This window comes from Dysgonomonas sp. Marseille-P4361 (genome assembly GCF_900343125.1).
Taxonomy (GTDB): domain Bacteria; phylum Bacteroidota; class Bacteroidia; order Bacteroidales; family Dysgonomonadaceae; genus Dysgonomonas.
Map to the genome: position 1 here is coordinate 459,503 of NZ_OPYL01000001.1, position 24,911 is coordinate 484,413.

General features: G+C 33.6%; 22 protein-coding genes and 1 tRNA gene. 11 read left to right on the top strand and 12 right to left on the bottom strand.

Annotated elements, in window-relative coordinates:
• Positions 1-14: 14 nt before the first annotated feature.
• Genes DHU68_RS01905 through DHU68_RS01915 form a run of 3 tightly spaced genes read right to left on the bottom strand, consistent with a single transcriptional unit; the run spans position 15 to position 4,358 of the window.
• Positions 15-827 carry a hypothetical protein gene (locus tag DHU68_RS01905; RefSeq protein WP_108821269.1) on the bottom strand — a complete coding sequence of 271 codons (813 nt, stop codon included), beginning with the start codon at positions 825-827 and terminating at the stop codon, positions 15-17.
• A gap of 13 nt (positions 828-840) precedes the next feature.
• A complete protein-coding gene (polA, locus tag DHU68_RS01910; RefSeq protein ID WP_108821270.1) occupies positions 841-3,636 on the bottom strand; it encodes a DNA polymerase I in 2,796 nt (931 codons plus the stop codon).
• Between the two features lie 56 nt (positions 3,637-3,692).
• A complete protein-coding gene (locus DHU68_RS01915; protein ID WP_108821271.1) occupies positions 3,693-4,358 on the bottom strand; it encodes a hypothetical protein in 666 nt (221 codons plus the stop codon).
• A gap of 93 nt (positions 4,359-4,451) precedes the next feature.
• On the opposite strand from DHU68_RS01915, the gene DHU68_RS01920 reads away from it, so the two are divergent.
• Positions 4,452-5,423, top strand: coding sequence for a polyprenyl synthetase family protein (locus tag DHU68_RS01920; protein ID WP_108821272.1), 972 nt, complete (start codon positions 4,452-4,454; stop codon positions 5,421-5,423).
• On the opposite strand, the gene DHU68_RS01925 is transcribed toward DHU68_RS01920, so the two are convergent.
• The 3 genes from DHU68_RS01925 to rsfS all read right to left on the bottom strand — a co-directional run bounded on the left by DHU68_RS01925 (position 5,420) and on the right by rsfS (position 8,856).
• Positions 5,420-6,250, bottom strand: coding sequence for a phosphatidate cytidylyltransferase (locus DHU68_RS01925; protein ID WP_108821273.1), 831 nt, complete (start codon positions 6,248-6,250; stop codon positions 5,420-5,422). The genes DHU68_RS01920 and DHU68_RS01925 overlap by 4 nt on opposite strands.
• A gap of 138 nt (positions 6,251-6,388) precedes the next feature.
• Complete coding sequence (ftsH, locus tag DHU68_RS01930) at positions 6,389-8,422, bottom strand: ATP-dependent zinc metalloprotease FtsH (RefSeq protein WP_108821274.1); 2,034 nt, start codon at positions 8,420-8,422, stop codon at positions 6,389-6,391.
• Between the two features lie 74 nt (positions 8,423-8,496).
• Positions 8,497-8,856, bottom strand: a complete 360-nt coding sequence (gene rsfS / locus DHU68_RS01935) for a ribosome silencing factor (RefSeq protein WP_108821275.1) — start codon at positions 8,854-8,856, stop codon at positions 8,497-8,499.
• A gap of 191 nt (positions 8,857-9,047) precedes the next feature.
• Here rsfS and miaA point away from each other — a divergent pair, with 191 nt between their 5' ends.
• Both miaA and DHU68_RS01945 read left to right on the top strand, forming a co-directional pair.
• Positions 9,048-9,965 (top strand): tRNA (adenosine(37)-N6)-dimethylallyltransferase MiaA, encoded by a 918-nt coding sequence (gene miaA, locus DHU68_RS01940; protein WP_108821276.1) that lies wholly within the window; start codon positions 9,048-9,050, stop codon positions 9,963-9,965.
• Between the two features lie 31 nt (positions 9,966-9,996).
• Positions 9,997-11,334: a dihydroorotase gene (locus DHU68_RS01945; RefSeq protein WP_108821277.1), complete on the top strand. Its 1,338-nt coding sequence runs from the start codon at positions 9,997-9,999 to the stop codon at positions 11,332-11,334.
• A 77-nt stretch (positions 11,335-11,411) separates the two neighbouring features.
• On the opposite strand, the gene sppA is transcribed toward DHU68_RS01945, so the two are convergent.
• Complete coding sequence (gene sppA, locus DHU68_RS01950) at positions 11,412-13,166, bottom strand: signal peptide peptidase SppA (RefSeq protein WP_108821278.1); 1,755 nt, start codon at positions 13,164-13,166, stop codon at positions 11,412-11,414.
• Positions 13,167-13,721: 555 nt separating this feature from the next.
• On the opposite strand from sppA, the gene DHU68_RS01955 reads away from it, so the two are divergent.
• The 7 genes from DHU68_RS01955 (at position 13,722) to DHU68_RS01985 (ending at position 19,019) form a co-directional block, all read left to right on the top strand.
• The gene (locus DHU68_RS01955; RefSeq protein WP_108821279.1) at positions 13,722-14,456 is read left to right on the top strand and encodes a GDSL-type esterase/lipase family protein; all 735 of its coding nucleotides are present in this window, start codon (positions 13,722-13,724) and stop codon (positions 14,454-14,456) included.
• A complete protein-coding gene (locus DHU68_RS01960; RefSeq protein WP_185117485.1) occupies positions 14,453-14,908 on the top strand; it encodes a hypothetical protein in 456 nt (151 codons plus the stop codon). The genes DHU68_RS01955 and DHU68_RS01960 overlap by 4 nt, the downstream gene beginning before the upstream one ends.
• 164 nt (positions 14,909-15,072) lie before the next feature.
• On the top strand, positions 15,073-15,762 hold the full coding sequence (locus DHU68_RS01965; protein ID WP_108821280.1) for an SGNH/GDSL hydrolase family protein: 690 nt from the start codon (positions 15,073-15,075) through the stop codon (positions 15,760-15,762).
• A gap of 102 nt (positions 15,763-15,864) precedes the next feature.
• Complete coding sequence (gene ychF / locus DHU68_RS01970) at positions 15,865-16,968, top strand: redox-regulated ATPase YchF (protein ID WP_108821281.1); 1,104 nt, start codon at positions 15,865-15,867, stop codon at positions 16,966-16,968.
• Entirely contained in the window at positions 16,968-17,792 is an 825-nt protein-coding gene (locus DHU68_RS01975; protein WP_108821282.1) for an alpha-1,2-fucosyltransferase, read from the top strand. The genes ychF and DHU68_RS01975 overlap by 1 nt, the downstream gene beginning before the upstream one ends.
• Positions 17,793-17,827: 35 nt before the next feature.
• Positions 17,828-18,259, top strand: coding sequence for a GNAT family N-acetyltransferase (locus tag DHU68_RS01980; RefSeq protein WP_108821283.1), 432 nt, complete (start codon positions 17,828-17,830; stop codon positions 18,257-18,259).
• Between the two features lie 112 nt (positions 18,260-18,371).
• A complete protein-coding gene (locus tag DHU68_RS01985; RefSeq protein ID WP_255412413.1) occupies positions 18,372-19,019 on the top strand; it encodes an HAD family phosphatase in 648 nt (215 codons plus the stop codon).
• A gap of 61 nt (positions 19,020-19,080) precedes the next feature.
• Here the strand turns inward: DHU68_RS01985 and DHU68_RS01990 are convergent, their stop codons facing one another.
• A complete protein-coding gene (locus DHU68_RS01990) occupies positions 19,081-20,115 on the bottom strand; it encodes a rhodanese-related sulfurtransferase (protein WP_108821284.1) in 1,035 nt (344 codons plus the stop codon).
• Positions 20,116-20,248: 133 nt separating this feature from the next.
• Positions 20,249-20,791, bottom strand: coding sequence for a hypothetical protein (locus DHU68_RS01995; protein ID WP_108821285.1), 543 nt, complete (start codon positions 20,789-20,791; stop codon positions 20,249-20,251).
• A 96-nt stretch (positions 20,792-20,887) separates the two neighbouring features.
• On the opposite strand from DHU68_RS01995, the gene DHU68_RS02000 reads away from it, so the two are divergent.
• Positions 20,888-22,177, top strand: a complete 1,290-nt coding sequence (locus DHU68_RS02000; protein ID WP_108821286.1) for a hypothetical protein — start codon at positions 20,888-20,890, stop codon at positions 22,175-22,177.
• A 61-nt stretch (positions 22,178-22,238) separates the two neighbouring features.
• Here DHU68_RS02000 and DHU68_RS02005 read toward each other — a convergent pair whose 3' ends face one another.
• The 3 genes from DHU68_RS02005 to DHU68_RS02015 all read right to left on the bottom strand — a co-directional run bounded on the left by DHU68_RS02005 (position 22,239) and on the right by DHU68_RS02015 (position 24,825).
• Entirely contained in the window at positions 22,239-22,670 is a 432-nt protein-coding gene (locus tag DHU68_RS02005) for a DUF2147 domain-containing protein (protein WP_108821287.1), read from the bottom strand.
• A gap of 284 nt (positions 22,671-22,954) precedes the next feature.
• On the bottom strand, positions 22,955-24,463 hold the full coding sequence (locus DHU68_RS02010) for a hypothetical protein (RefSeq protein ID WP_108821288.1): 1,509 nt from the start codon (positions 24,461-24,463) through the stop codon (positions 22,955-22,957).
• A gap of 289 nt (positions 24,464-24,752) precedes the next feature.
• Positions 24,753-24,825, bottom strand: a tRNA-Gly gene (locus DHU68_RS02015).
• Positions 24,826-24,911: the final 86 nt, after the last annotated feature.

Consider the following 24,911-nt stretch of genomic DNA (forward strand, 5'->3'; position numbering starts at 1 on the left):
GTACACTAAAATAGTTATTCGGGCATACCATCCGATACAGCTTTGAACTCTCCGGTATATCCATTTATCTTGTCAAGTAGCATAACCTTTCGATTGCTTCTTCGGCTAGATATATAATAAAACCCATTCTGATAATAAAGAAAAGATGCTGATATTGTGGATCTTTTACGATCTATTATCTTAAGAGCTTCTTCATATTTTATTGGAATGTCTTTCTGCAATTGTTCAAACTCCGGTGTGTCTTCATATATCCTTAAAGGAATAGAATCCAAACTTCGCCAACCTGCATATTTAGCTATAACTCCTCCATGAGTATAGTTCTTTCCATTTACAGTACAGTCTTCTGAAAAACGACAGTCGTAACCTCCTAAATAACCAAACATTCCATAATGTAAATAAGCATAGTGATGAAACCCCGCTATTTTATAATATAAAGGGTGTTCTGTCCTAAGAACAATAGTATCTGTCTTTAAAAAGCACTCATAAGGAATCTTTACCCTATTATAGGTAGTATGATCAATTATGTAAAAAGCTGTATAGGCAATCGTATCTCCTATAAGTTTTCCATCCCTGAGTATTTGAAATTTAATCGAATTTATTTCCTCATCCTGAAAATAGATAAAAGATAATTCCGGTTGTTCTGTAATATAGGGAATTGTATCACAAATAGCCGATTGCTCCACACTATCGATCTCTGCTTGTTCCCTTCTGTTTCCCCAACCATCGAATATATAAAAAAGGAAGGCTGCAACCAACACAAACACAACCCCCAAGCTGACAAGACAGCCTAAGAATATTTTTTTAGAGCGTTTGTGTTTAACTACCATATCCTAAAATATTTTAGTGTGCTTCCAGCCAATTTTTCCCTTCTCCACAATCGGCTTTAAGTGGAACATGAAGCTTATAAGCATTCTCCATTTCTTCGATAACAATTGCTTTCACCTTATCCAATTCTTCTTTCAGTACATTAAAGTTAAGTTCGTCATGCACCTGAAGAATCATTTTCGATTTTAGGCCCTCATCCGAGAAGCGTTTGAATATTTTGTTCATCGCCACTTTGATAATATCGGCAGCACTACCCTGTATAGGCGCATTTATGGCATTACGCTCGGCATATCCACGAACTGTAGCATTGCGCGAATTGATATCCGGCAGATAACGCTTACGTCCAAAAACAGTTTCTACATAGCTATATTCTTGTGCCAAAGCGATACTCTTATCCATGTACTCTTTCACCTTCGGATAGTTTTCAAAATAGCCGTCGATCAGTTCCTTTGCTTCTCCTCTTGGAATAGCTAACCTCTCAGATAAGCCAAAAACAGATATACCATAGATGATACCAAAGTTGGCAGTCTTTGCTTTGCGACGCATATCACTAGTTACTTCACCTATTGGTAAATGGAAAATTTTGGCAGCCGTAGCAGCATGAATATCTTCTCCACTGTTAAAAGCCTCAATCATACTTGGGTCTTGACTTAAGTGAGCCATGATACGAAGTTCGATCTGAGAATAGTCGGCAGAGAAGAAAACACAACCTTCGTCTGCAATGAAAGCCTTGCGTATTTCGCGTCCTTGGTCATCGCGTATAGGTATGTTTTGTAAATTAGGATTGCTAGAACTAAGACGACCTGTAGATGTTACTGTCTGATTGTAAGAAGTATGTAGTTTCCCATCTTTTTCATTGACAAGTAAAGGCAATGCATCAATATATGTACTTAGTAACTTCTTTAAGCCACGATATTCTAATATCTGATTAACGATAGGGTGATTCCCTTTCAGGCTTTCCAAGGTTTCTTCACTGGTAACGTATTGTCCAGTTTTTGTCTTTTTGGGTTTATCTACAATCTTCAACCTGTCAAAAAGCACCTCTCCTACTTGCTTTGCTGAATTTATATTAAATTCAATACCCGCTTGCTCATGAATCTTCGACTCGATACTTTGAAGTTCCAAAGTGAGTGTTTTGGAATACTCTTTCAAGGCTTCAGTATCTAAACGTACCCCTGTATACTCCATGTCGGCAAGCACATAAACCAAAGGAAGCTCTATTTCGTAAAGCAGTTTTTGAAGACCTTCTTTCTCTATTGCTTGTTCCAGAATATTTTTCAGTTTCAATGTGATATCCGCATCCTCACAAGCGTAATCTTTTACCTGCTCAGGCGAAAGGCTTCTCATATTTAATTGGTTCTTCCCTCTTGCTCCTATCAGCTCATCTATATGGATTGTCTTGTAATTCAGAAATGTTTCTGCCATATAATCCATATTGTGTCTCAATTCGGGATTCAAGAGATAATGGGCTATCATTGTATCAAAAAGTTTCCCTTTTACATGGATCCCATATTTTTTCAATACAACAATATCATATTTTAGATTTTGTCCTATCTTTTCAATTTTCTCATTTTCAAAGAACGAACGGAATTGTTCCACCAAGGCCTTTGCCTTATCAAAATCTGCTGAAACCGGAACATAATAAGCTTCTCCTTCTTTGAAAGAAAAAGACATCCCTACCAATTCGCTAGTGATAGGATCAAGACCCGTCGTCTCTGTATCGAAACAACAAAATTCGAGTTGAGCCAACTTATTTGCTAATGCAGCAATATCAGCTTCCTTATCAACCAAGAAATATTCATGCGGAACATCTTTCAGCTCTTGAAGACCAGAATAGTTAGCAACATCTTCAGTTCCTCCCGACTGCGGCATGAATTCCGCAAATAAGTCTCCTTGTATTGCTTCGTGTGAAGTAGAAATTCTAACAGGAGCAGCTATTGCACCCTCTTTCTTTAAAACGCGTGTAATAAGTGTTCTGAACTCAAGCTCTTCGAAAATAGCTGATATTTTTTCGGCATCTATTTCCTCTCTTTTATATTCCTCTGCATTAAAATCAATAGGTACATCAATCTTAATTGTTGCTAGAAATTTTGAGAAGATGATTTGCTCTCTGTTATCTTCCAGCTTTGCCTTAAGTGCCCCTTTTATATTTTCAGTGTTGGCAAGTAGATTTTCGATAGTTACATATTCGCTCAATAATTTTTGAGCAGTCTTAGGTCCTACTCCCGGACATCCCGGAATATTGTCAGATGCATCTCCCATCAAACCTAACAAATCTATCATCTGCTCCGGCGACGAAAGTTCGTATTTCTCCATTACTTCTTTTGAGCCTAAAACGTCGAATCCACTACCAGCAAATTTTGGTTTGTACATAAAGATGTGATCGCTCGTAAGCTGACCATAGTCTTTGTCCGGGGTCATCATATAAACATCAAAACCTGCTTTTTCTGCCTTTTTTGCTATTGTACCGATGACATCGTCAGCCTCATAGCGAGGGACTTCCAGCTCTTTGATATTGTACGCTGCAATAATATCTTTGATAATAGGCACAGCCAGTTTTATATCCTCAGGCGTAGCTTCACGTTGTGCTTTGTATTGCTCATAAGCTTCATGACGGAATGTTCCTCCCGGAGGATCAAATGCAACTGCAATATGCGTTGGGTTTTCTTTCCTCAATAATTCTTCGAGTGTATTTACAAAACCAAAAATGGCAGATGTATTCAAACCCTTCGAATTAACCCTTGGATTTTTTATAAAAGCATAATAGGAACGATATATTAGAGCGTAAGCATCTAGGAGGAATAACTTCATTGTATCAATTTTTAAAATAATGGGAAAGGTACGGAAAAAGCAGAAAACTACAAATATCAGAACCGATAATGGATGCCAACAGAGAAATTACCTATCCATCTATGAATTTTAGGATCTACTCCATTAGAAGAGATTGATTTAATATTCTTGGTCAAGAAATAACTAACCCCCAGAGATAAGTCAACCCCTACTCTATTTATCGGAATTGTCATCTTCCCATTCAGGTCTAAAGTAGCCATTGGCTTAGTGTTGATATAATAATAGTCATCTACCAATTTCCCATGCTTATTATCCAAATTGAAGGGAGACATATAGCCAAATGATGGTCCAGCATTCACCTCAAAACGTTTTGGGAGAATATATAATAAAGAAGAAAATAACATTTCCCCCAATGTTTCATCATCATCAAAATCGGGTTCCATGCTTTCTATAGTCTCGGTACGGAAAGAAAACAATGCAGGAATTTTGATCATCCAGTCACAATCATCAGTTATATTACTTGTATATGATAATCCTGTTCTAATACCCAAATTAGGAGCAAAATAATAAGCTCCATGCAAATTGACCATAGTACCATCACCTTCAAAAATCATGGTACTATAGCTTAATCCTATGTCGTAAAAATATTTATTATTATCACTCTCAAAACGGGAAGTTTGTGCTGATAAAAAGCAGATGTTAAGAGAAAAATAAAAAATAAACAAAACAAATATTCGTTTCATTATAAATTAACTCTTTATCGTGGTGCAAAGTTACAAATTAATAATGCTATACACCGAATTATTCTTAAATTTGCATCTCAACAAAAATGTGATATGGATAAAAAGCTCTTACTAGCTAAACCGGTAGCAGATGAATTGAAAAAATTTAATACTCTGTACAAAGAGTCTGTTTACTGTGATAACCCTAGAATTCAAGAAATAATCGATTATACAATGAAGTCGGACGGAAAACATATCCGCCCTACTTTACTCCTCCTTGCAGCAAAAGCTTGTGGTGATATAAACAACACTACTTACAATGCTGCCATTACAGTTGAATTATTACATACAGCCTCACTTATACACGATGACGTTGTAGATGAATCGAAAATAAGAAGAGGTAAAGCTTCTTTAAATGCAATCTATGACAATAAGATGGCTGTTCTTGCCGGAGACTTCTTTTTATCCTCAGCGCTTATCAAAAGTGTATTAACCGGAAACATTGATATTATATCTAATATATCAGGATTAGGACGCGATTTGGCCGAAGGAGAATTAAATCAGCTTTCTCTTGTGAAAGAACTTATCCTTGACGAAGAAGAATATTTTCAAGTAATAAAAAAGAAAACAGCATCTCTTATGTCTGTTTGTATGCGAATTGGCGCTATTTCGGCTAACGCATCCGACGAAGATGTTGCAAAATTCACTCAATTGGGTGAATTACTAGGACTTTGCTTCCAATTGCGTGACGACATATTTGATTATTTTACCGATGCTATTGGGAAACCTACAGGTAACGACATTCGTGAAGGAAAGGTAACACTTCCATTACTATATGCATTAAGAGAAGCTCCTGAAGAAGAGAAAAAAGAGCTGTTATCTATTATATTTTCATACAACTATACGGAAGAGAATATAGATAAATTAATCTCTTACGCCAAAAACCATGGCGGCATTGACTATGCTTATTCTAAGATAGAGGAGCTGAAAAATAAAGCCGAAGAATTGATAGAAACAATTCCTAATCTGGAAGTCAGAGAAGCTTTGGAGGCTGCAACTGACTATATTATCGAAAGAGTTTATTAAATAGCTGAAACTACTGACAGATAAACGAATATTGCAGGAATTGCCAGGATTGTACTGTCAAATCTATCCAAGATTCCTCCATGTCCCGGGATCATATTTCCTGAATCTTTAACACCTAAAGTACGTTTGATTAAAGATTCGAACAAATCTCCCCATGTACCAAATATAACTGTTATAGCAGCAAATCCTAACCAGATTGGTGTAGATAGATTTGGAAAGAAATGAGCGAATATCAGTGATGACGCTACAGAGAATACGGCGCCGCCAATAAAACCCTCCCACGATTTTTTAGGAGATATGCGCTCAAATAAACGATGTTTGCCAAATGCCATTCCTGTAAGATAAGCAAACGAATCATTTACCCATATAAATATTAATAGAGCAAGAATATATACATAGTGGTAACTACCCGGTTCGTAGCTAAATACAAGATAATTGGTCAACGATAAAGGAGCAGCAATATATAATTGCCCTAAAATGGAATATGCCAAAGATTGTATAGGATTCTCACGCTTTAAATATAATTCACTTATAAATAATAACAGCAGATAAACGATATAAGGGACAAAAGAAATAATGGTAGATTCGTAAGCAAAGAAATGAAAAGTACCCAAAAATAAGAAAAAGCCTCCGACTACATTCCACACCTTCACAACCGGCACCTTAGCATCTTTCTCCACCAATCCATAAAATTCGTACAGAGATAAAGCTGTTATAAGTGAAAATATAATTGCGAAGGTATATTCATTGATTAGAATTCCTCCGAGCAATAAGCCTACAAATAGGGCTCCTGCTAAAACACGGACAATAAAATTAGGTAATTTCAAGGTATTCTTTGTTTTATATTTAAGGCAAAAGTAATAAAAATAGATATATTACATCCATACAAGGAGAATAAGTTCTAATAGATACAAAAAGTGCAAGTAAAAATACCTGCACTTTTATTATTCAATATCTTAGAAAGTTTATTCTTCCGATTGATCTTCTTCTGACAAAATACCGGGAGCATCTTCTCCTGCCTTTGTCTCTATTTCTACATGCTCAGGAAGTTCCTCTGTTTCTTTCAGAAGTTCTTCTGTGCGAGAGATCCATTGACGTTCGCCAAATATTTTCTTCAAATCTTCTGCAAAAATAACTTCTTCCGTAATCAACATATTTGCCAACTGACCATGCCCATCAGCACGCTCTCGCAATATAGTCTTAGCACGCTCATATTGCTCATTTATCATGCTATGCACTTCTTTATCAATAAGTAAAGCAGTTTCTTCACTATATGGTTTTGTAAAACCATAGCCTTCACCCGAAGAATCATAATAGCTTATATTCGCAAGTTTATCGCTCATACCTAAGTAAGAGATCATCGCATAAGCCATTTTGGTTACTCTTTCAAGGTCGTTAGCTGCTCCTGAAGATATGTGTCCTACAAAGACCTCTTCTGCTGCACGTCCACCAAGCAAAGCACACATTTCGTCAAGCATCTGCTCTTTCGTTGTGATTTGTCTTTCTTCCGGAAGATACCAAGCAGCTCCAAGCGCTTTACCACGAGGAACGATAGTTACCTTAACCAACGGATTTGCATATTGCAAGAACCAGCTAAGCGTAGCGTGACCAGCTTCGTGAATCGCAATTGTCTTACGTTCTTCCAGCGTAGTTACTTTATTTTTCTTTTCAAGACCTCCTATAATACGGTCAACCGCACTAATGAAGTCTTCTTTCTGTACTATTTTTTTACCCTGACGGGCAGCGATAAGAGCAGCTTCGTTACAAACGTTAGCAATATCTGCACCGGAGAACCCCGGAGTCTGACGAGCAAGGAAATCAACATCTACCGAATCGTCTATTTTAACAGGACGAAGGTGTACTTTGAATATCTCTTTTCTATCATTGAGGTCAGGAAGATCGACAGATATCTGACGATCGAAGCGTCCGGCACGTAATAATGCTTTGTCAAGTATATCGGCACGGTTTGTAGCAGCAAGTACAATAATACCACTGTTTGTACCAAATCCGTCCATTTCGGTCAATAACTGATTCAGTGTATTCTCACGTTCATCGTTCGATCCCATATTCGGATTACGACCACGAGCACGTCCAATAGCATCAATCTCATCAATAAAGATAATACAAGGCGATTTCTCTTTTGCTTGTTTAAACAGGTCTCTTACACGAGATGCTCCTACCCCAACAAACATTTCTACGAAATCAGATCCTGAAAGAGAGAAGAAAGGTACATTAGCTTCACCTGCAACGGCTTTTGCTAACAATGTTTTACCAGTTCCCGGAGGTCCTACAAGCAAAGCTCCTTTAGGTATTTTACCCCCTATTTCTGTATATCTTGACGGATTTTTCAAGAATTCTACTATTTCTTGTATTTCTTCTTTAGCTTCTGACAAACCTGCAACATCTTTGAAAGATACACGAAGATCGGAACCTTTGTCATACAGTTGTGCTTTGGACTTACCTACACTGAATACACCGCCGCCACCGCCGCCACCGGCTCCTGACATACGACGCATCATGTAAATAAACAATCCGAATATTAGAAGTATAGGTAGAAAGCTTCCCAAGACTTGCCAAACACTAGTTGTATTTGGATCATATTTTAGTTCTATATCATAATCGTATTTGGATTGTATCTCAGCATAGAAATCAGATACGGCTTTTGCTGATGCCACTTTTACGATAACAAAAGGGTTTGCTCCTATTTTGTCTGCATTTTCTTTAAATACTTTTGGTACAGAATCTTTTCGGACATATGCTTTCAGTGTATTCGCCTCGTTTTCTACAACGATCTTGCTAATACTGTTATCTTTTACATATCCTTCAAATTCGGACCAAGAAACCTCCTTTGACGAGAAAGTATTGTTTCCCTGAAAGATATAGATTCCAATAATAGTACCAAATACAAGCAGATATACCCAATACAAATTGAAAGGCATCTTGGGTATTTTATTGTTTGAGTCCTTTGGTTTACTATTTCCTTTATTAAAATTATCCATATTTATATTATCTGTTTATTTTCATGTTGTATTACCAATGCAAGCATTATAACAAACAATCATAAAATTTGTTGCTAGTCAATATCCGGAATAGATTCTAGCTTAGCATCGGCCCAAAGGTGCTCTATATTATAAAATTCGCGCAACTCAGGAACAAATACATGAACAATAACCGTACCATAATCGATTCCTACCCAACGAGCTTCTTTCAGACCGTCAACAGAGATAGGACGTTCTTTCTTTTTCTTTTTCAGAAAATCTATGATTTCATCCGATATGGCAGAAACCTGGATTGGTGAACTCCCTTCACAAATAACGAAATATTGACAAATTGATCCTGGCAGATCAGTCATATCAACAATAACAATATCTTTTGCTTTTTTTTCTTGACATGCAACAACGATGTCATTAACTAAATTTTTACCTTCTTTCATTCGTATTTTTAAATCTTTATTATCGTTTTAACCTACAAATATACTTCGTTTTTTTTAACTAGAGACTTATATCTCTCGGAATAAGAAAGATTTAATGAAAGAAAACAATTATAGAATAATATTTTACACATTTGAAATATCGAATAAAGAAGAATCGAAAACATAATGAAAATTCTACATACATTTGTGATATGAATAAATACGACTTAATCACCATAGTAGGACCAACAGCATCAGGCAAAACAACTTTTGCCTGCCATTTGGCTTACAATATTGATACAGAGATAATAAGCGGAGACTCCAGACAGGTATATAAGTCAATGGATATAGGTACCGGAAAGGATCTAGATGACTATATCGTTAATGGTAAGAATATCCCCTACCACCTGATAGATATCCGCGAAGCCGGAGACAAATACAATATTTTTGAATATCAACATGATTTTCATAAAGTATATACTGATATAAAAGGCAGAGGGAACTTGCCTATTCTTTGTGGAGGATCGGGACTGTATGTAGAATCTGTACTCAGGGGTTATTCGCTGGTGAATGTTCCTGAGAATAAAGAATTGAGAAAAAAATATGAAAATCACAGTCTATCGGAACTTACCGAGATACTGGGAAGTTATAAGGCTTTGCACAACACTACTGATGTAGATACTGCCCAACGTGCTATCCGAGCTATAGAAATTGAAGAATACAAATGCAGTCACCCATTGGAAGCAAATGAATTTCCTCCTATCAATAGTTTGGTTGTAGGTGTGGATATTGACAGAGAACTTCGTAGAGAGAAAATATCAAAACGCCTTAATGCCCGTCTTAAAGAAGGAATGATAGAAGAAATTCAATCAATACTCGATAAAGGAATTGATCCGGAAGATTTGATTTATTATGGGCTGGAATACAAATATGTAACACTCTATCTGCTCAAGAAACTCACCTACGAGGAAATGCACGACCAGCTAGAAATAGCTATCCATCAGTTTGCCAAACGTCAGATGACCTGGTTCAGAGGGATGGAAAAAAGAGGGACGAAGATACATTGGATAAATGCTACAATGCCAATGGAAGAGAAAATAGCATCAGTAAAAGAGCTTCTAAATAGATAATTAAAAGTAGATTTGTAAAAAATTCAAGATCATGATACTTATACATAAAGCAACTATCATCAATGAAGGAAAATCTTTTGTTGGTTCTGTATTGATAGAAAACAACCTCATTGCCGAGATTTACACCACAGAAGAAATACCTGAAGGTATACTCAACAGAGTAAATGTAATAGACGGCAGAGAGCTGTGGCTGATGCCCGGTGTAATCGACGATCAGGTACACTTCCGCGATCCGGGATTAACACACAAGGGAGATCTGGAAAGCGAAAGTAAAGCAGCCATTGCAGGAGGGGTAACTTCTTTTATGGAAATGCCAAATACAAAACCTCAAACAACAACTATAGATCTATTAGAACAAAAGTTTGAAATGGCAAGCGAGAAGGCTTATGCTAACTATTCGTTCTACTTGGGTGCTACCAACGACAATATAAATGAATTAAGAAAAGTAAATTCGAAAGATGTCTGCGGAGTAAAAGTATTTATGGGTTCCTCTACCGGAAATATGCTTGTAGATGATAAAACTGTGTTGCAAGCCATTTTTGCAGAAGTAGATATGTTGATAGCAACTCACTGCGAAAAAGAAGAAATAATAAAGGCCAATCTGGCAAAATACAAAGCTGAACTTGGAGACGAAATACCTGTCAAATATCATCCTCTTATCCGTAGTGCCGAAGCTTGTTATCGCTCTTCAGCCGAGGCTGTTGAATTGGCGGACAAATATCAATCACGCCTACATATTTTGCACTTATCTACCGAAAAAGAAATAAGCTTGTTTGATATAAAGCCACTTACAGAAAAGAAAATTACCGGAGAGGTGTGTGTGCATCACTTATGGTTTTCTGACGAAGACTATGCAAAATACGGTACACGTATTAAATGGAATCCGGCTGTGAAAACAAAACAGGATCGAGATGCACTGATGCAAGGCTTACTAAAAGGAAAACTGGATGTAATAGCTACTGATCACGCTCCTCACCTAGCAGAAGAAAAACAAGGTGATGCTCTGAAAGCTGCATCGGGAGGGCCACTTGTACAGCATTCGTTACAAATGATGATGGAATTGGCTAAACAAGGAAAACTAACGAAAGAAGAAGTGGTAAATAAGATGTGCCACGCTCCTGCTACATTATTCCAAGTGCATAAAAGAGGTTTTATCCGCAAGGGATATTTTGCAGATTTAGTCCTTCTGAATCCAAATAAATCCTATACCATCACTCAAGATAATATCTTGTATAAGTGTAAATGGTCGCCACTTGAAGGTGAAACGATGTCCACCACAATAGAAAAAACATTCCTGAATGGAAAAATTGCTTTCGAGAATGGAATTGTAAATAATATCAGAGGAGAAAGATTAAAATTCGATAGGTAAGTCCTTTTGTAGAAGTAAATATAAAAATAGCCTCGAAAATCACTTCGAGGCTATTTTGTTTATGTTGTTTATCTCTTTTACTTAATTACAATATCGTAAGGCATACGAGCTTGTACAAAGTCTTGCTCTTTTATTTCTTTCAATATCTTGAAGTGTTCGTAGTCACTTCCCAAGTATTCTTTCAATGCTTTTGTAGTTAGTTCTTCTTTTTGATTAGAGAATAAGCTTTCAAAGAAATCTTCTTTTTTAGGGAAATTATTTACCTTATAATTTTCTAGTTTAGCTAATTCTGCAGCAGCTTCTATTGCATCGTTAATACCTCCTAGTTCGTCAACAAGACCTATTTCTAAAGCCTGATTTCCAGTCCAAACACGACCTTGAGCAATTGAGTCTAACGATTCTTTAGAAATACCACGTCCGTCAGAACAACGAGTCAAGAATAAATCATAACCACGCTCAATATAATTTTGAAGAATTGCTTTTTCATCCTCTCTCATCGGACGAGTAATAGTTCCAAAATCTGCATATTGATTTGTTTTCACTACATCGTAAGAAAGACCTACTTTCTTCGTCAATCCTTCCACATTAGGGAACATACCGAATATACCTATCGAACCTGTCAATGTATTTGGCTGAGCTATAATTTTAGAAGCAAGACAAGATATATAATAACCTCCCGATGCTGCATAATCTCCCATTGATACAACAATAGGTTTTTTGTCTTTAAGTTCACCTACAGCTTTCCATATTTGTTCCGATGCATAAGCACTACCACCACCTGAATTGACACGGAAAACAACAGCTTTTACTTTATCATTATTCTTTAATTTTTCTAACTCTTTTACAAAACGTTTGCTAGTAATACCTTCTTTACCTGATCCGTCAGTAATATTTCCTTCGGCATAAAGAACAGCAATAACATCATCCGATTTACTCTCGTTTGTAAATGAAACTGATGTCATATTTTTGATAGAAGCTAAATTCATATCCTCAACATCTTTAACATCTATCAAATTTTTAAGGTATTCTTTTACTCCCGTTTCGTATATCAAAGTATCTACTAAACTTGCAGCTAGTATATCTTCTGCTTTCTTGAACATAGCTAGTTCATCAGCATAAGTATTCAGTTTTTCTACACTTATATTTCTCGATTCCGATACTTCATTTGTAAGAGTTGCCCATATGTCGTTAAGATAAGCTGATACTTGCTCCTTGTTAGCATCACTCATTTTATCTAACATAAAAGGTTCTACTGCCGATTTGAATGTACCAACCTTAAAAATTTGCATCTCTACTCCTACTTTGTCCAACAACCCTTTGTAAAATGTAGGAACTGTTGCAAATCCGTGTAAATCTAAATTACCTTGAGGATTAAGCATTATTTTGTCAGCCACAGAAGATAAATAATAGCATCCTTGACTATATACGTCGGCATAAGCAACTACAAATTTTCCGCTTTTCTTGAAATCAAGAAGTTCATCTCTAATTTCTTTCAACGAAGCCGGTGCTGCAGAAAATGCACCTGCATTGATATATATACCTTGTATTTTTTCATTTTCTTTTGCTTTCTTTATAGATGCTAAAACATCGTCAAGACCTATTTGACCTTCAGTTTCTTGTCCTAAAAGAGCCATAAGAGGATTTTCCTGAGCCCTGTCAGTTAAAACACCTTCTAGTTTTAATGTCAAAATTGTATTGTCTTTTAATACATATTTTTCGGTAGATGTTAATGACATCCCTACTAAAGAAATAAACATAATCAGGAAAAATAATCCTAAGACTATAAAACATCCCAAAATAGAAGCTACTAAGCTTTTCAAAAAATCTTTCATTTTATATTTAAATATTAATTAATAAACAAAACTATATATTAATCTGATAATATGCTACTTAAAAAGAGTATAAACCAAATTTATTTTGCTAAATCATTTTTATATATAATATCTTGTTCAAAAACTGTTAATAACTGTTGAAATCTTTTTTAAAGAAAAGTAATCAAAGTATGAACTAAAAATACATATATGAAATAAGTCGCAGATAACAATTAAAAATCACAAAAATATATAACTAATATTTCAAAGGCTTGTTAACAATGAATGAATAAAATTTTTAAACTTATTTTTTAACTATGATAGTTATTAACAATATTTTAATAAAGTTCATAATATACTAGATATAAATAAATTGTATACTTTTGTTATTGTTAATAACAATACAGATAGTATTAATCAATATTTAACATCAAAAAAAACAAGTATTCTTACAAAAAAGAATAAACAGAATTAACAGCCTATAATAACCATCATATTTTTTTTTAAAGTTTAAATTAAAAGAATAATATTAATATAATTTGATAATAAAAAGTTGCTCTATTATTTGATCTGATGATGTCTAAAAAGAAAATTCTAATTGCCATAACTATTTTATCTGTTTTATTAAATTGTATTACAATATCCTACATAGGATTTGACTATTATACGAATAAGAGAAACAAAGATATTTTCAGGTTAAATTCTTATTCGTGGGCAAACAAACAATTGAATGCTAAAACTCATAACGAAAACAGAGTTGTTTTTATAGGTAATTCTATCACCGAAAACTGGACTCATTTGCGATATACTTTTTTTAAGGAGAATAATTATGTATCGCGTGGGATAGGAGGGCAGACAAGTCCTTTATTGCTCTTAAGATTCAGACAAGATGTAATTGAACTTAAGCCAAAAGTTGTAGTTTTAAATACCGGAATAAATGATATAGCTGAGAATACAGGAGAATATGATCCGGTATTTACCTTAGATCATATTAAGTCGATGGCTCAATTGGCTGAAATTAATGGAATAAAAGTTATTTTGACTTCAGTTTTGCCATGTAGAGGAAATGGTTGGAAAGGACATATAACCGATATTCCTGAAAAAATCATATCTCTGAATGAAGAAATAAAAGCTTATGCCGAAGCTAATAATTATGCTTATGTAGATTATTATACATCTATGGTAGATGATAATTTAGGAATGAAGGCTGAATATACATTTGATGGTTTGCATCCAACTGAGAAAGGATATGAAGTAATGGAACCATTAGTGCAAAAAGCGATTAAGAATTTGATAAACCAAACACAATGAAAAAGCTACTATTATTATTTTGCTTATATATAAGTATAGCTACAGTATCACATGCCCAGATATATGTAGATAACCAAGGGAATGTATATGATACACGTAAGAAGACTGTAAGTCAACCTACTGAAAGTAACACTTATAAAAAACCGTCATCTTTTGATCCATCCAAGTTATCATTTGGAGGAAATTTGAGCTTGCAGTTTGGTAGTTATACAGTCGTAGGTATATCTCCGCAAGTAGGTTATGATTTCTCCAAATATTTTACAGCTGGTGCCGGCTTTGGATATACTTACTTTAAAGATAAATATTATGACTATAAATGGAGTAGTAGTTACCTAAGTTTTGATATATTTGGACGTTTTTATCCTACAGACTTTTTGGTGATGAGTGTACAGCCCGAAATAAGTCGTATGTGGCAAAATATAACTTATTATGATGGAGAAAAAATAAGTTAAAATAAATTTGTTCCTTCTCTGCTTATTGGTGGTGGCATACGTTTTGGAGGTGTAATGGCCATGATTCAGTACGACTTGGTACAAGATAGAAATTCACCTTATGGTACAAATCTATTTTATAGTGTAGGATATACTTTTAGATTTTAAATTTAACTTATATAATCATGAAAAAAACATTCTTATTCGTTCTATTCTTTTCATTTTTCACTCTCTTTTCTTATGCTCAAAAATTTAATGAAATGATTAATTTACAAAGGTATGAAAAGGCTAATGCTGAATTAGGAAAACCAGCTAAAAAAGAAAAAAGAGTTGTCTTTATAGGGAATTCAATTACTGATGGATGGGCATCTCAACGTCCTGAATTTTTCTCTCAAAATAATTATATAGGTCGTGGAATAGGAGGGCAGACAAGTCCTCAATTATTGTCTCGTTTTCGTCAGGATGTAATAAATCTTAAACCTAAAGCTGTTGTTATTAATATTGGAACAAACGATGTAGCTGAAAATACAGGTTCTTTTGACCCCGAATTTACTCTTGGTAACATAAAATCGATGGCCGAACTGGCTAAAGCTAATGGTATAAAAGTAATTCTTTCATCAATTACACCAGCAGGTGAATACCCATGGAGAAAAGAAATAAAAAATGTACCTGATAAGATAAAAGCATTGAATGAAGCTATAAAAGCTTATGCAAAAGAAAAGAAATTTAAATACATAGACTATTTTAGTGAAATGTGTGACGAAAACGGAGCATTGCGTAGCAATTTAGGAGACGATGGTGTACATCCCAATGCAGAGGGTTATGCTATAATGGAAAGAGTAGCTAAGAAAGTAATAGATAAAGTAGTGAAATAAACTGTAGAGTAGGAGAGTAGTATAATGTTTTATTCTATTTCTTACTTCTGAGTAAAAAGACCTATCTTTGTACCCTTAAAATTTAAAAATATAAATTGAATAATGGCATTACAGTGTGGTATAGTTGGGCTTCCAAATGTAGGTAAGTCTACTCTTTTTAATTGTTTATCGAATGCGAAGGCACAATCGGCAAACTTTCCTTTTTGTACTATAGAACCAAATGTAGGGGTTATAACTGTACCCGACGAGCGACTAAATAAACTGGCAGAATTAGTAAAACCAAATAGAATTTTACCAACTACAGTAGAGATAGTAGATATTGCCGGACTGGTAAAAGGTGCAAGTAAAGGTGAAGGATTAGGAAATAAATTCCTTGCCAATATTCGCGAAACTGACGCTATATTGCATGTTCTTCGCTGTTTCGATGATGATAATATTACACACGTAGATGGTAGTGTTAATCCGGTACGCGATAAAGAAATAATTGATATTGAGTTACAGTTGAAAGACTTGGAAACTGTTCAAGCACGTATTCAGAAAGTAGAAAAACAGGCTAAGACAGGAGGTGATAAAGATGCAAAAAGAGCTTATGATGTATTGGTACAATTCAAAGAAGCTCTGGAGCAAGGCAAATCAGCTCGTACAGTTCAGTTCGATAACAAAGAAGATGAAAAGATAGCTAAAGAACTTTATCTTCTTACTTACAAACCAGTACTTTATGTATGTAATGTAGATGAAGCAAGTGCAGTTTCGGGAAACAAATATGTAGAGCAAGTTCGTGAAGCTGTTAAAGATGAAGCGGCTGAAATTTTAGTTGTTGCAGCTAAAATAGAGTCGGAGATAGCTGAATTTGAAAGCTACGAAGAACGTCAGATGTTTCTTGAGGAAATAGGTCTTAGTGAATCCGGTGTTGCCCGCCTAATCAAATCGGCTTATAAATTGCTGGGACTTCAAACTTATTTTACAGCCGGTGTACAAGAAGTGCGTGCATGGACTTTTATTGCAGGATGGAAAGCTCCACAATGTGCTGGAGTGATACATACCGATTTTGAAAAAGGATTCATTCGTGCCGAAGTTATAAAATACGAAGACTTTATAACTCTTGGATCAGAAGCTGCTGTAAAAGAAGCCGGAAAAATGAATGTAGAAGGTAAAGAATACGTTGTTAAAGATGGTGATATAATGCACTTTAGATTCAATGTATAATGATTATAAATTATGATTCTCCCGGACAGTTATGCAATAGAATATGGTCTTTACTACCTTCTATTGCTTACGGTTTGGAATATGATGAAAAGGTATTGATCATTAACTTTGATGAATACTCATCCTATTTTGAGAATCTTAATAGAAATAGTCTTGTATCTTTTTCTTCTAAAAAGTTACTGAAACAATTTATTCACTCTATAAAAGTAAGAGGATATATCCAAAATGGAAGGCCTAATTTACTATCTAAACTATTAAAATGGAATATGATAGAAGGTTGGCCTATCCGTTTAGATAATCACGAAATGATTATAAATCAATCAGATGCTATTCGTGATATTTTTACTTTTAATACTAAAATAATAACTCCTGTAGATGAATTATTTTCTTCAATAAAGAAAGAAAATATAATTGTGGGAGTGCATATTCGCAGAGGCGATTACAGAAGTTGGCTTGACGGGATATACTATTATACAGATGAAGAATATCTTGCTGCAATGATTTATTTGTATGATCAGTTTAAAAAAGAAGGTAAAAATGTAAAGTTTCTTCTATGTTCGAATGAAGCTATCGATTTAAATAACTTCAATGATTTAGATTGCTTTACTATACCAGATTTTACAGGTGAAAAAGACTTATATGCCTTGTCGAAATGTGATTATATTATTGGTCCGCCGAGTTCTTATTCACAATGGGCTTCTTTCGTAGGGAAGAAACCTGTGAATTATATAATGCCTGAACGTAAAGAACTGTTATTATCTGAATTTTCTGATATTATATCGTTCAATAGATTTAGAAATGGTAATATTTTATCCATTGATTAATATAAAGAATATTAACTATTTAAATATATAATACTATGATTAGTCCAGCTGATAAAAGTGATTATCCTACTCTGATCAAAATATGGGAGAGTGCTGTTAGAGCTACTCATGATTTTCTGTCTGATGAAGATTTTGAGTTTTACAAAGCACATATTCCAATTTATTTTAAACATGTTTCACTATATAAATATGTAGCTGATAATGGTGAAATAAAAGGATTTTTAGGTATTGAAGATGATAGTATCGAAATGCTATTTGTAGATAATAAGTGCAGACGATCGGGTATTGGAAAAGAATTGTTAGATTATGCAGTTCATAAATTGAATGCCAGAAAGGTAGATGTAAATGAGCATAATACGCAGGCTTTGAATTTTTATTACCATTTTGGTTTTAAAGAATTTGACAGATCAGAATATGATGGAGAAGGTAAAGCATATCCTATACTACATTTAATAAAAAATGATTAATATATGAAGAGAAGTTGTATATCAGCTTCTCTTTTTTGTTTTTAGAATAAAGAAACTTTAAATTAGTGCGTTATTAATGGATAATACAGCTTTTAAAAGCAATAATAAGATTATGAAAAATAAAATTACAACTGTTTTCTTTGGCTTGGATGGAGTTATTGTTGATACAGAAACATATAATAAAAAGTTTTGGGATCAGATTGCAGCATCAAACGGATTGAAAATTGAAAACTTCTCGAATGTAGTAGAGGGGATGACATTAAATTCTATTATTGAGTTGTATTTTCCACTTTCTTCACTCGAAGAAAGACAAAGTATAAGAAAAGCTTCTGCAGATCTTGAACAGTCTATAGATTATAAAAGTATTCTTGTTCCTGGCATTTTGGAATTTATTCAATATCTGAAAGAAGAAGATTATAATATAGGACTTGTTACTAGTTCTTCGCTAAACAAGGTAAATATAGTTCTTGATCAGTTAGATATTAAAAATGCTTTCGATACTATAATTACAGCTGAAAGTATTAAGAAAGGAAAACCTGATCCAATGGGATATGTTTTAGCAAAAACTAATCTGATTGCTGAATCCTCAGAATGTATTGTATTTGAAGACTCATTCACTGGTATCAAAGCAGCTACTTATGCTTTTATGCGTGTGATAGGTATAGAAACTTCACTGTCTGAAGATTCTTTTAAAGATTATACTTATGCCTCTATACCTGATTTTTCGGATTTAGAACGAGTTAAAAAATTACTGGATTAATCTATATAAAAAGACCTTTACTGAAGAGTAAAGGTCTTTTTTATTATGATTCAATTCAGGATTAGTTATCAACTTGAATTGTTTTCTTACTTCTTCCTTTCTTAAAGATCATTGAATCGTTTTTCTTGCCCTTTCTCAAAGACTTTTGTACTTCAATTGGTAGAGCTACAATTTCTTTACATGAGTCGCAGCAACAATTGTTCATTTTAGCAGCACATTCATCACATTGTATGAATAATAAATGGCAAGCATCATTCTTGCAGTTAGTATGTGTATCGCACGGTTTGCCGCATTGATGACAATGTGAAATAATATTTTCTGTTACTCTTTCTCCTAAACGATTATCGAATACAAAATTTTTTCCTATGAATTTAGTATTTAAACCCTCCGATTTGACCTGTCTGGTGTATTCGATGATACCACCTTCCAGTTGATAGACGTTTTTGAAACCACGGTGCTTAAAATAAGCGCTAGCCTTTTCGCAACGGATACCACCTGTACAGTACATGAGTAAATTTTTGGAATCTTTATATTCTGATAGCTGTTGGTCAATAATTGGAAGAGATTCTCTGAAAGTATCTACATCGGGAGTGATAGCATTCTCAAATCTTCCCACTTCACTTTCGTAATGATTTCTCATATCAAGTATTATTGTATTGGGATCATCAATCATTCTATTGAATTCCTCAGCTTTTAGGTGTATTCCGGTATTCATTACATCGAAAGTAGAATCATCAAGACCATCAGCTACAATTTTCTTACGTACTTTTACCTTAAGTTTCAAAAACGACTTATTATCTTGTTCAATAGCAATATTCAGTCGTATATCTTTCAAGAATGGATAAGTATCCAGATGTCTTTTAAACTCTTCCATATTATGAGCCGGAAGTGATAATTGGGCATTAATTCCTTCAGTGGCAACATATATTCTGCCCAATACGTCCAGTTCATTCCATTTTATGAATAATTCGTCACGAAATGCTTGCACATCTTCTATATGAGCATAGGTGTAGAATGATAACGTAAGCCTGTTTACTCCAGCCTCGTCTATTAGTTTTTCTCTCTCGGCAGAGCTCAATTTATTATATAACTGCATCTTATATAAATAATTTAGAATGTTTATAAATAATATGATGCAAATATACGTTTGATGAGCTTTTATCTAGTAAGAGATTAATTTTTTCTATCTCATATAGAGTAGGGGGAGGAAGAAAGAAAAGCTGTATGATCTAATCAGTTATTGTATCATATATACTGATATTAACAGGTATTTTCACCTCTTTCTTAATTTTATGAGGCATTTCAAATTCTATGGATATATAGCCGTTTAATTTTTGAAATTTCTTATTTAGCTTAACTTCAATTACAAGTTTTTGGAATAAGACATTATCATATTCCCATATTGAAGTTTCTTGTAAATATATAGCTCTATTATTATCAATAAATTCTAGTTTTTCTCCATTTTCATTTATTAATTCGTAAGAGAGGAATCTATATGTAGCAAAATCGGATATATCATCATCTCTATTGATCAAATGAGATTCTCTGTTGTATTCCTCTAATTGGATTTTGGATAATGGATATCTAGTAAAAATTAATAATTCATCCGTCGGTTCTTTTTTTATCTCTGTTATATCAGTAATTACCACTTTTGCATTTCTGGTAATATCATCTAAAAATTGTTTAGTTTCTATTTCAGAATAATTGTATTTACTATTGAATTGACACGATATTATAAATGGAATTATTAATACTAATAGTAGCTTTTTCATTCTGTGTAGTTTTATGAAAATAAATAGCTATATTAATAAAAAAAGATATATTTATACTAAATAAGGCATAATTTTTATGCTTGATAGTTAGCTTTAATGGATAAATATTTGAAAACACATACTTCGATAAAACAAAGGTTTCGTAGTTCCATTAGGAGAGGAACCGGTGAAGCATATCTGCTCATGCAGCAATATCCCAATATTAATTTTTCGAAAGAGATAATTAATGCTTCATTGTCTAATTACGCTTATGATGGACAATGTGAAGGTAGTAGAGCTCCTTATTTATTCAGATTAGCAGAGTTTTCTAAACAAAGAAATATTATAAGACAGGTTATTTTAGAAAGTCTTGCTAAAGAGAAAGAAGATATATGGTCGTTATTACAGTTATATGACTTTGCCTTACATTATGCAAAGAAAGGTGATAAAGAGGCTTATCATACTATCTATGACACTTTTTGTTATAATATAAATAATTATTCATGTTGGACTGGAGGAACTGAAATAATTGAGTTGGATGGCTTAAAAGGAATGCTTTTTATTGCGGATAAAGTTGGATATTATTTGATGAAGCATCCTGATGAAAGTGAAGATGATTTTTTACTTTCACACTGCCAAGAGTTATATCCAGAATTGGATGTGTATAAAGAATTAGAGATTGAAGCTCAGAAGAATCCAAATATTTGTTACTACATTAATAATGTTAAAGAAACTAGAGCTCGTTGGGATGAAGAAAATAAAAATAGAAAAACATATACAACTATTATTGAAGAGATTGAAGAAAAACCATTTGTGTATCTTAAGAATAGGTCTTTAAATACACAAGAGATTTTGCAAATAGCGGATAGATTTCTTGAAGAAAAAGATAAATTAGTCAAAGCAAGATTTCTAAGTGCTTTTAAATATGTGAAATATCCATATGATTATAAACCTCTTTTAATGTTAGCTCAACAGAAAAATAATAAATACAGACTACAGGAATATGCAATAGCTGCCTTAAGGAATATACGAGCTGATGAGATTAGGGAATTTGCTCTTGAAAAGATTGTGTCATCTAAGGATCCAGCTATTTATGTCAATATTCTTCAAAGTAATTATAGAGAAGGTGATGAAGTGTTGTTGACCAGTATTGTTGAAAAATTTAAGAATGAACATATTATAGAATCTCTGGTTTCAAGTTATATTAATGTTTATCAAATGAATAAAACAAAAGGCTGTCAAAAGCCTTTAGAGACTTTATATTATAAATCTAATTGCGGAATTTGTCGGCATAGTATGATTGATATATTGATTGAGAACAATGTGCTATCTGATATATTAAACGATGAGATACAGTATGATTCTTATGAAGATACACGAGAGTTGTATGAATCAGAAAGGAAATAGTTTATTTGAAAAAAATAAGATGATTAGAGTCTAGTCTAATCATCTTATATATTTTGGTATGTTATTTTTCTACTCGTTCCCAAGTTTGTGTTCGACCGATGGCTGCAAAACCAATGTATCCTCTTACTTTTAGTTTGTTCTTACCATCAAGTTGGATATTGCATTTATAGACCTTGCCACTAGATGGATCTAGAATTTTGCCATCATCATATTTTTCTCCATTCTTAGATAGACCCTTTAAAACCTCTATACCCACAACAGGTTTATTTTTATCATCTCCGGGGCAATCCTTACATTTCATATCTTTCATGTTAGGATTGAGTAGCTCTATTACTTTGCCATATACTTTACCATTGCGTTCGGTTATTTCTACAATGGATTTAGCATCGCCCGTTTTGTCATCAAAGGTTTTCCACTTGCCTAACACTGTTTGAGCATTAGCTGCTGTTGTCAACATTATTAGGGCTATAATAGCTATAAATTTTACTTTCATATTTTTTTTAGTACATTATGTTTATCAGCATGCAAATGTAATTAAAATAGTTTCATTAGAAATTGTTTTATTAAAAACTTTATATTAAAAGTAGAGTTTATTTTTCTATTATTTATCTAATGAATAAATTTTTCATTTCTATTTCTTCATCAATTTAAAAGAATCTAACATTAACATATAATCATTTATTTCAAAGCTAAGTTCTTTAAAATCTTTAAACCACTCAACTTTAGAACCTACTTTTTCATCATCCGATTCTCTTGTTTTGTCTATTTCAAATTTTATTATTTTTTGTTTATCATATTATTAGGTAATAGTTGGGTGTATCGATCACTTTTTACAATGTAATTGTTGAACTGCAAGAAACTACCATAAGTTGATTGTGATGTATCTTCAAAAGTAAGGACTTTATTATACTTAGGGTCGATAACATGATTTTCGAACATCTGTTCAGAGTAGCTATAATCTTTATCATAATACAATAAATAGCCATTAATGGCATCGATACATTGAAAATATCCTTCAAAGGAGCTGATCGTTGTTTGAGATTCCATGTCATATATTTCGAATCCTTCAACTTTGTCTAATACAAGATGGTTAGGATTTATAGGATGCCTATAGCAATACCTATATGCCTTGTCGAATGAATAAAGGAAAGTTGCCGATGTGGCATTTAGCTGAAAAACTTGATTTTCACAACCTTCTTCGAATCCTAATGCGACCAATAACTTATCTCCTAGAATGGTATAGTTATTTAGCGGCTTCTTTAAGTCTATGGTGTACATCATTTTGCCTGTATATAAATCATACACATCAATTTGATAATTATGCCCGTTAAATAATTGATCTCTTTCATTAACGGCAAGCCATCCCGAATAAAGATTCAAGTCTATAGTAGATAGTACCTTATTGAAATTTTTGTCAGAATAAGTTACTATGTTTTCATGTAGAGGCTGTACAACTACCAATCCAGTTTTAGGGGAGACAAGGAATTTGTTTATAAATTCCATCGGATAGTGTTTTATTTCGTTTAGATCTTTATCGAATATTGATAATTCGCTATGTGTCCAAACATATAGTTCTTTCCGTGTGTCATCTATGTAGTGAAACTTAGTTGATCCCACACCAAAATTACCCAACTTGCTATCCTTAAAATCTAGAACTACATGTGGATATGAGTTTCCTTCTATATATTCTTTTTCTTTTGGAATGATATAAATTATAATATTTGATTCGATAGGAAAACTAAATCTAGTAAAACCACGTTCGATAGTGATATTATCTAAATCTTCAATGACTTCTCCGTTGAGGATAAATTTATATCCGTCCGATATTTTGTCTGTCATTTTGAATACAAAACGATCTATTGTTGATTCCTTGAGTTCAAAATCTTCTTCCGAAATCTTTACGTATTGTATTTTATAGACTACAGTTTCATTATATTTTTTCTTTCCTACAGCTATTGTTACTCTCATCTCTAAACTGGTTGCCTCTTCTGTAGACATATCTGGGGCGAAATAGAATTTGGAAGATTGGATAGGGAATGATACTAGTTCTTCTCCCTTATAGTAAAATTGAACGGACTCTACATCCCCTTTGTCTGAACTGACAAAGAACTCTAACTCTCTTGGACCATAGAAATAGAGAGGAGACTCACCCTCATTGTTGCCCAAGGTGGTAGTAATATTAACCTTTTCTAGTATTTCTTCTGAGTTCTCATTGGGATCTTCACATGAATAAGTAAAAAAGATACATCCCAAAAGCACAATTATCAGATAAAAGTGTGTTTTCATATTTATTGTTTTTGTGTTACAGTACAAATGTATATTTTAAATAATCGTATATGTGTACTTTAATAGAAAAATATTTTTTAAAGATCTTTTAGATTTGAGTATGGTATTCCGTTTTTTTATCAATAATTATCTTTAAAATATGCTCTCTGTTTGGATAGTTATGTTTAGGTTCATTCTTCTTAAAATCCCAATGCTTTGGGCTACCTTCTGGGTTACCTTTCATATCAAAAATAACCAATTTCACCCAATAGAAAAAGCACCTACATTTCTGTAAGTTCTTTATTATTAGAGCGGAAGACGGGGCTCAAACCCGCGACCCTCAGCTTGGAAGGCTGATGCTCTATCAACTGAGCTACTTCCGCATTTAGTTAGATTTCTTATTGATAATCTGAACTTTATACTACTCTCAAAACTGCAATTACAGTTCGCTAATTTTTCCGGTTTAAGT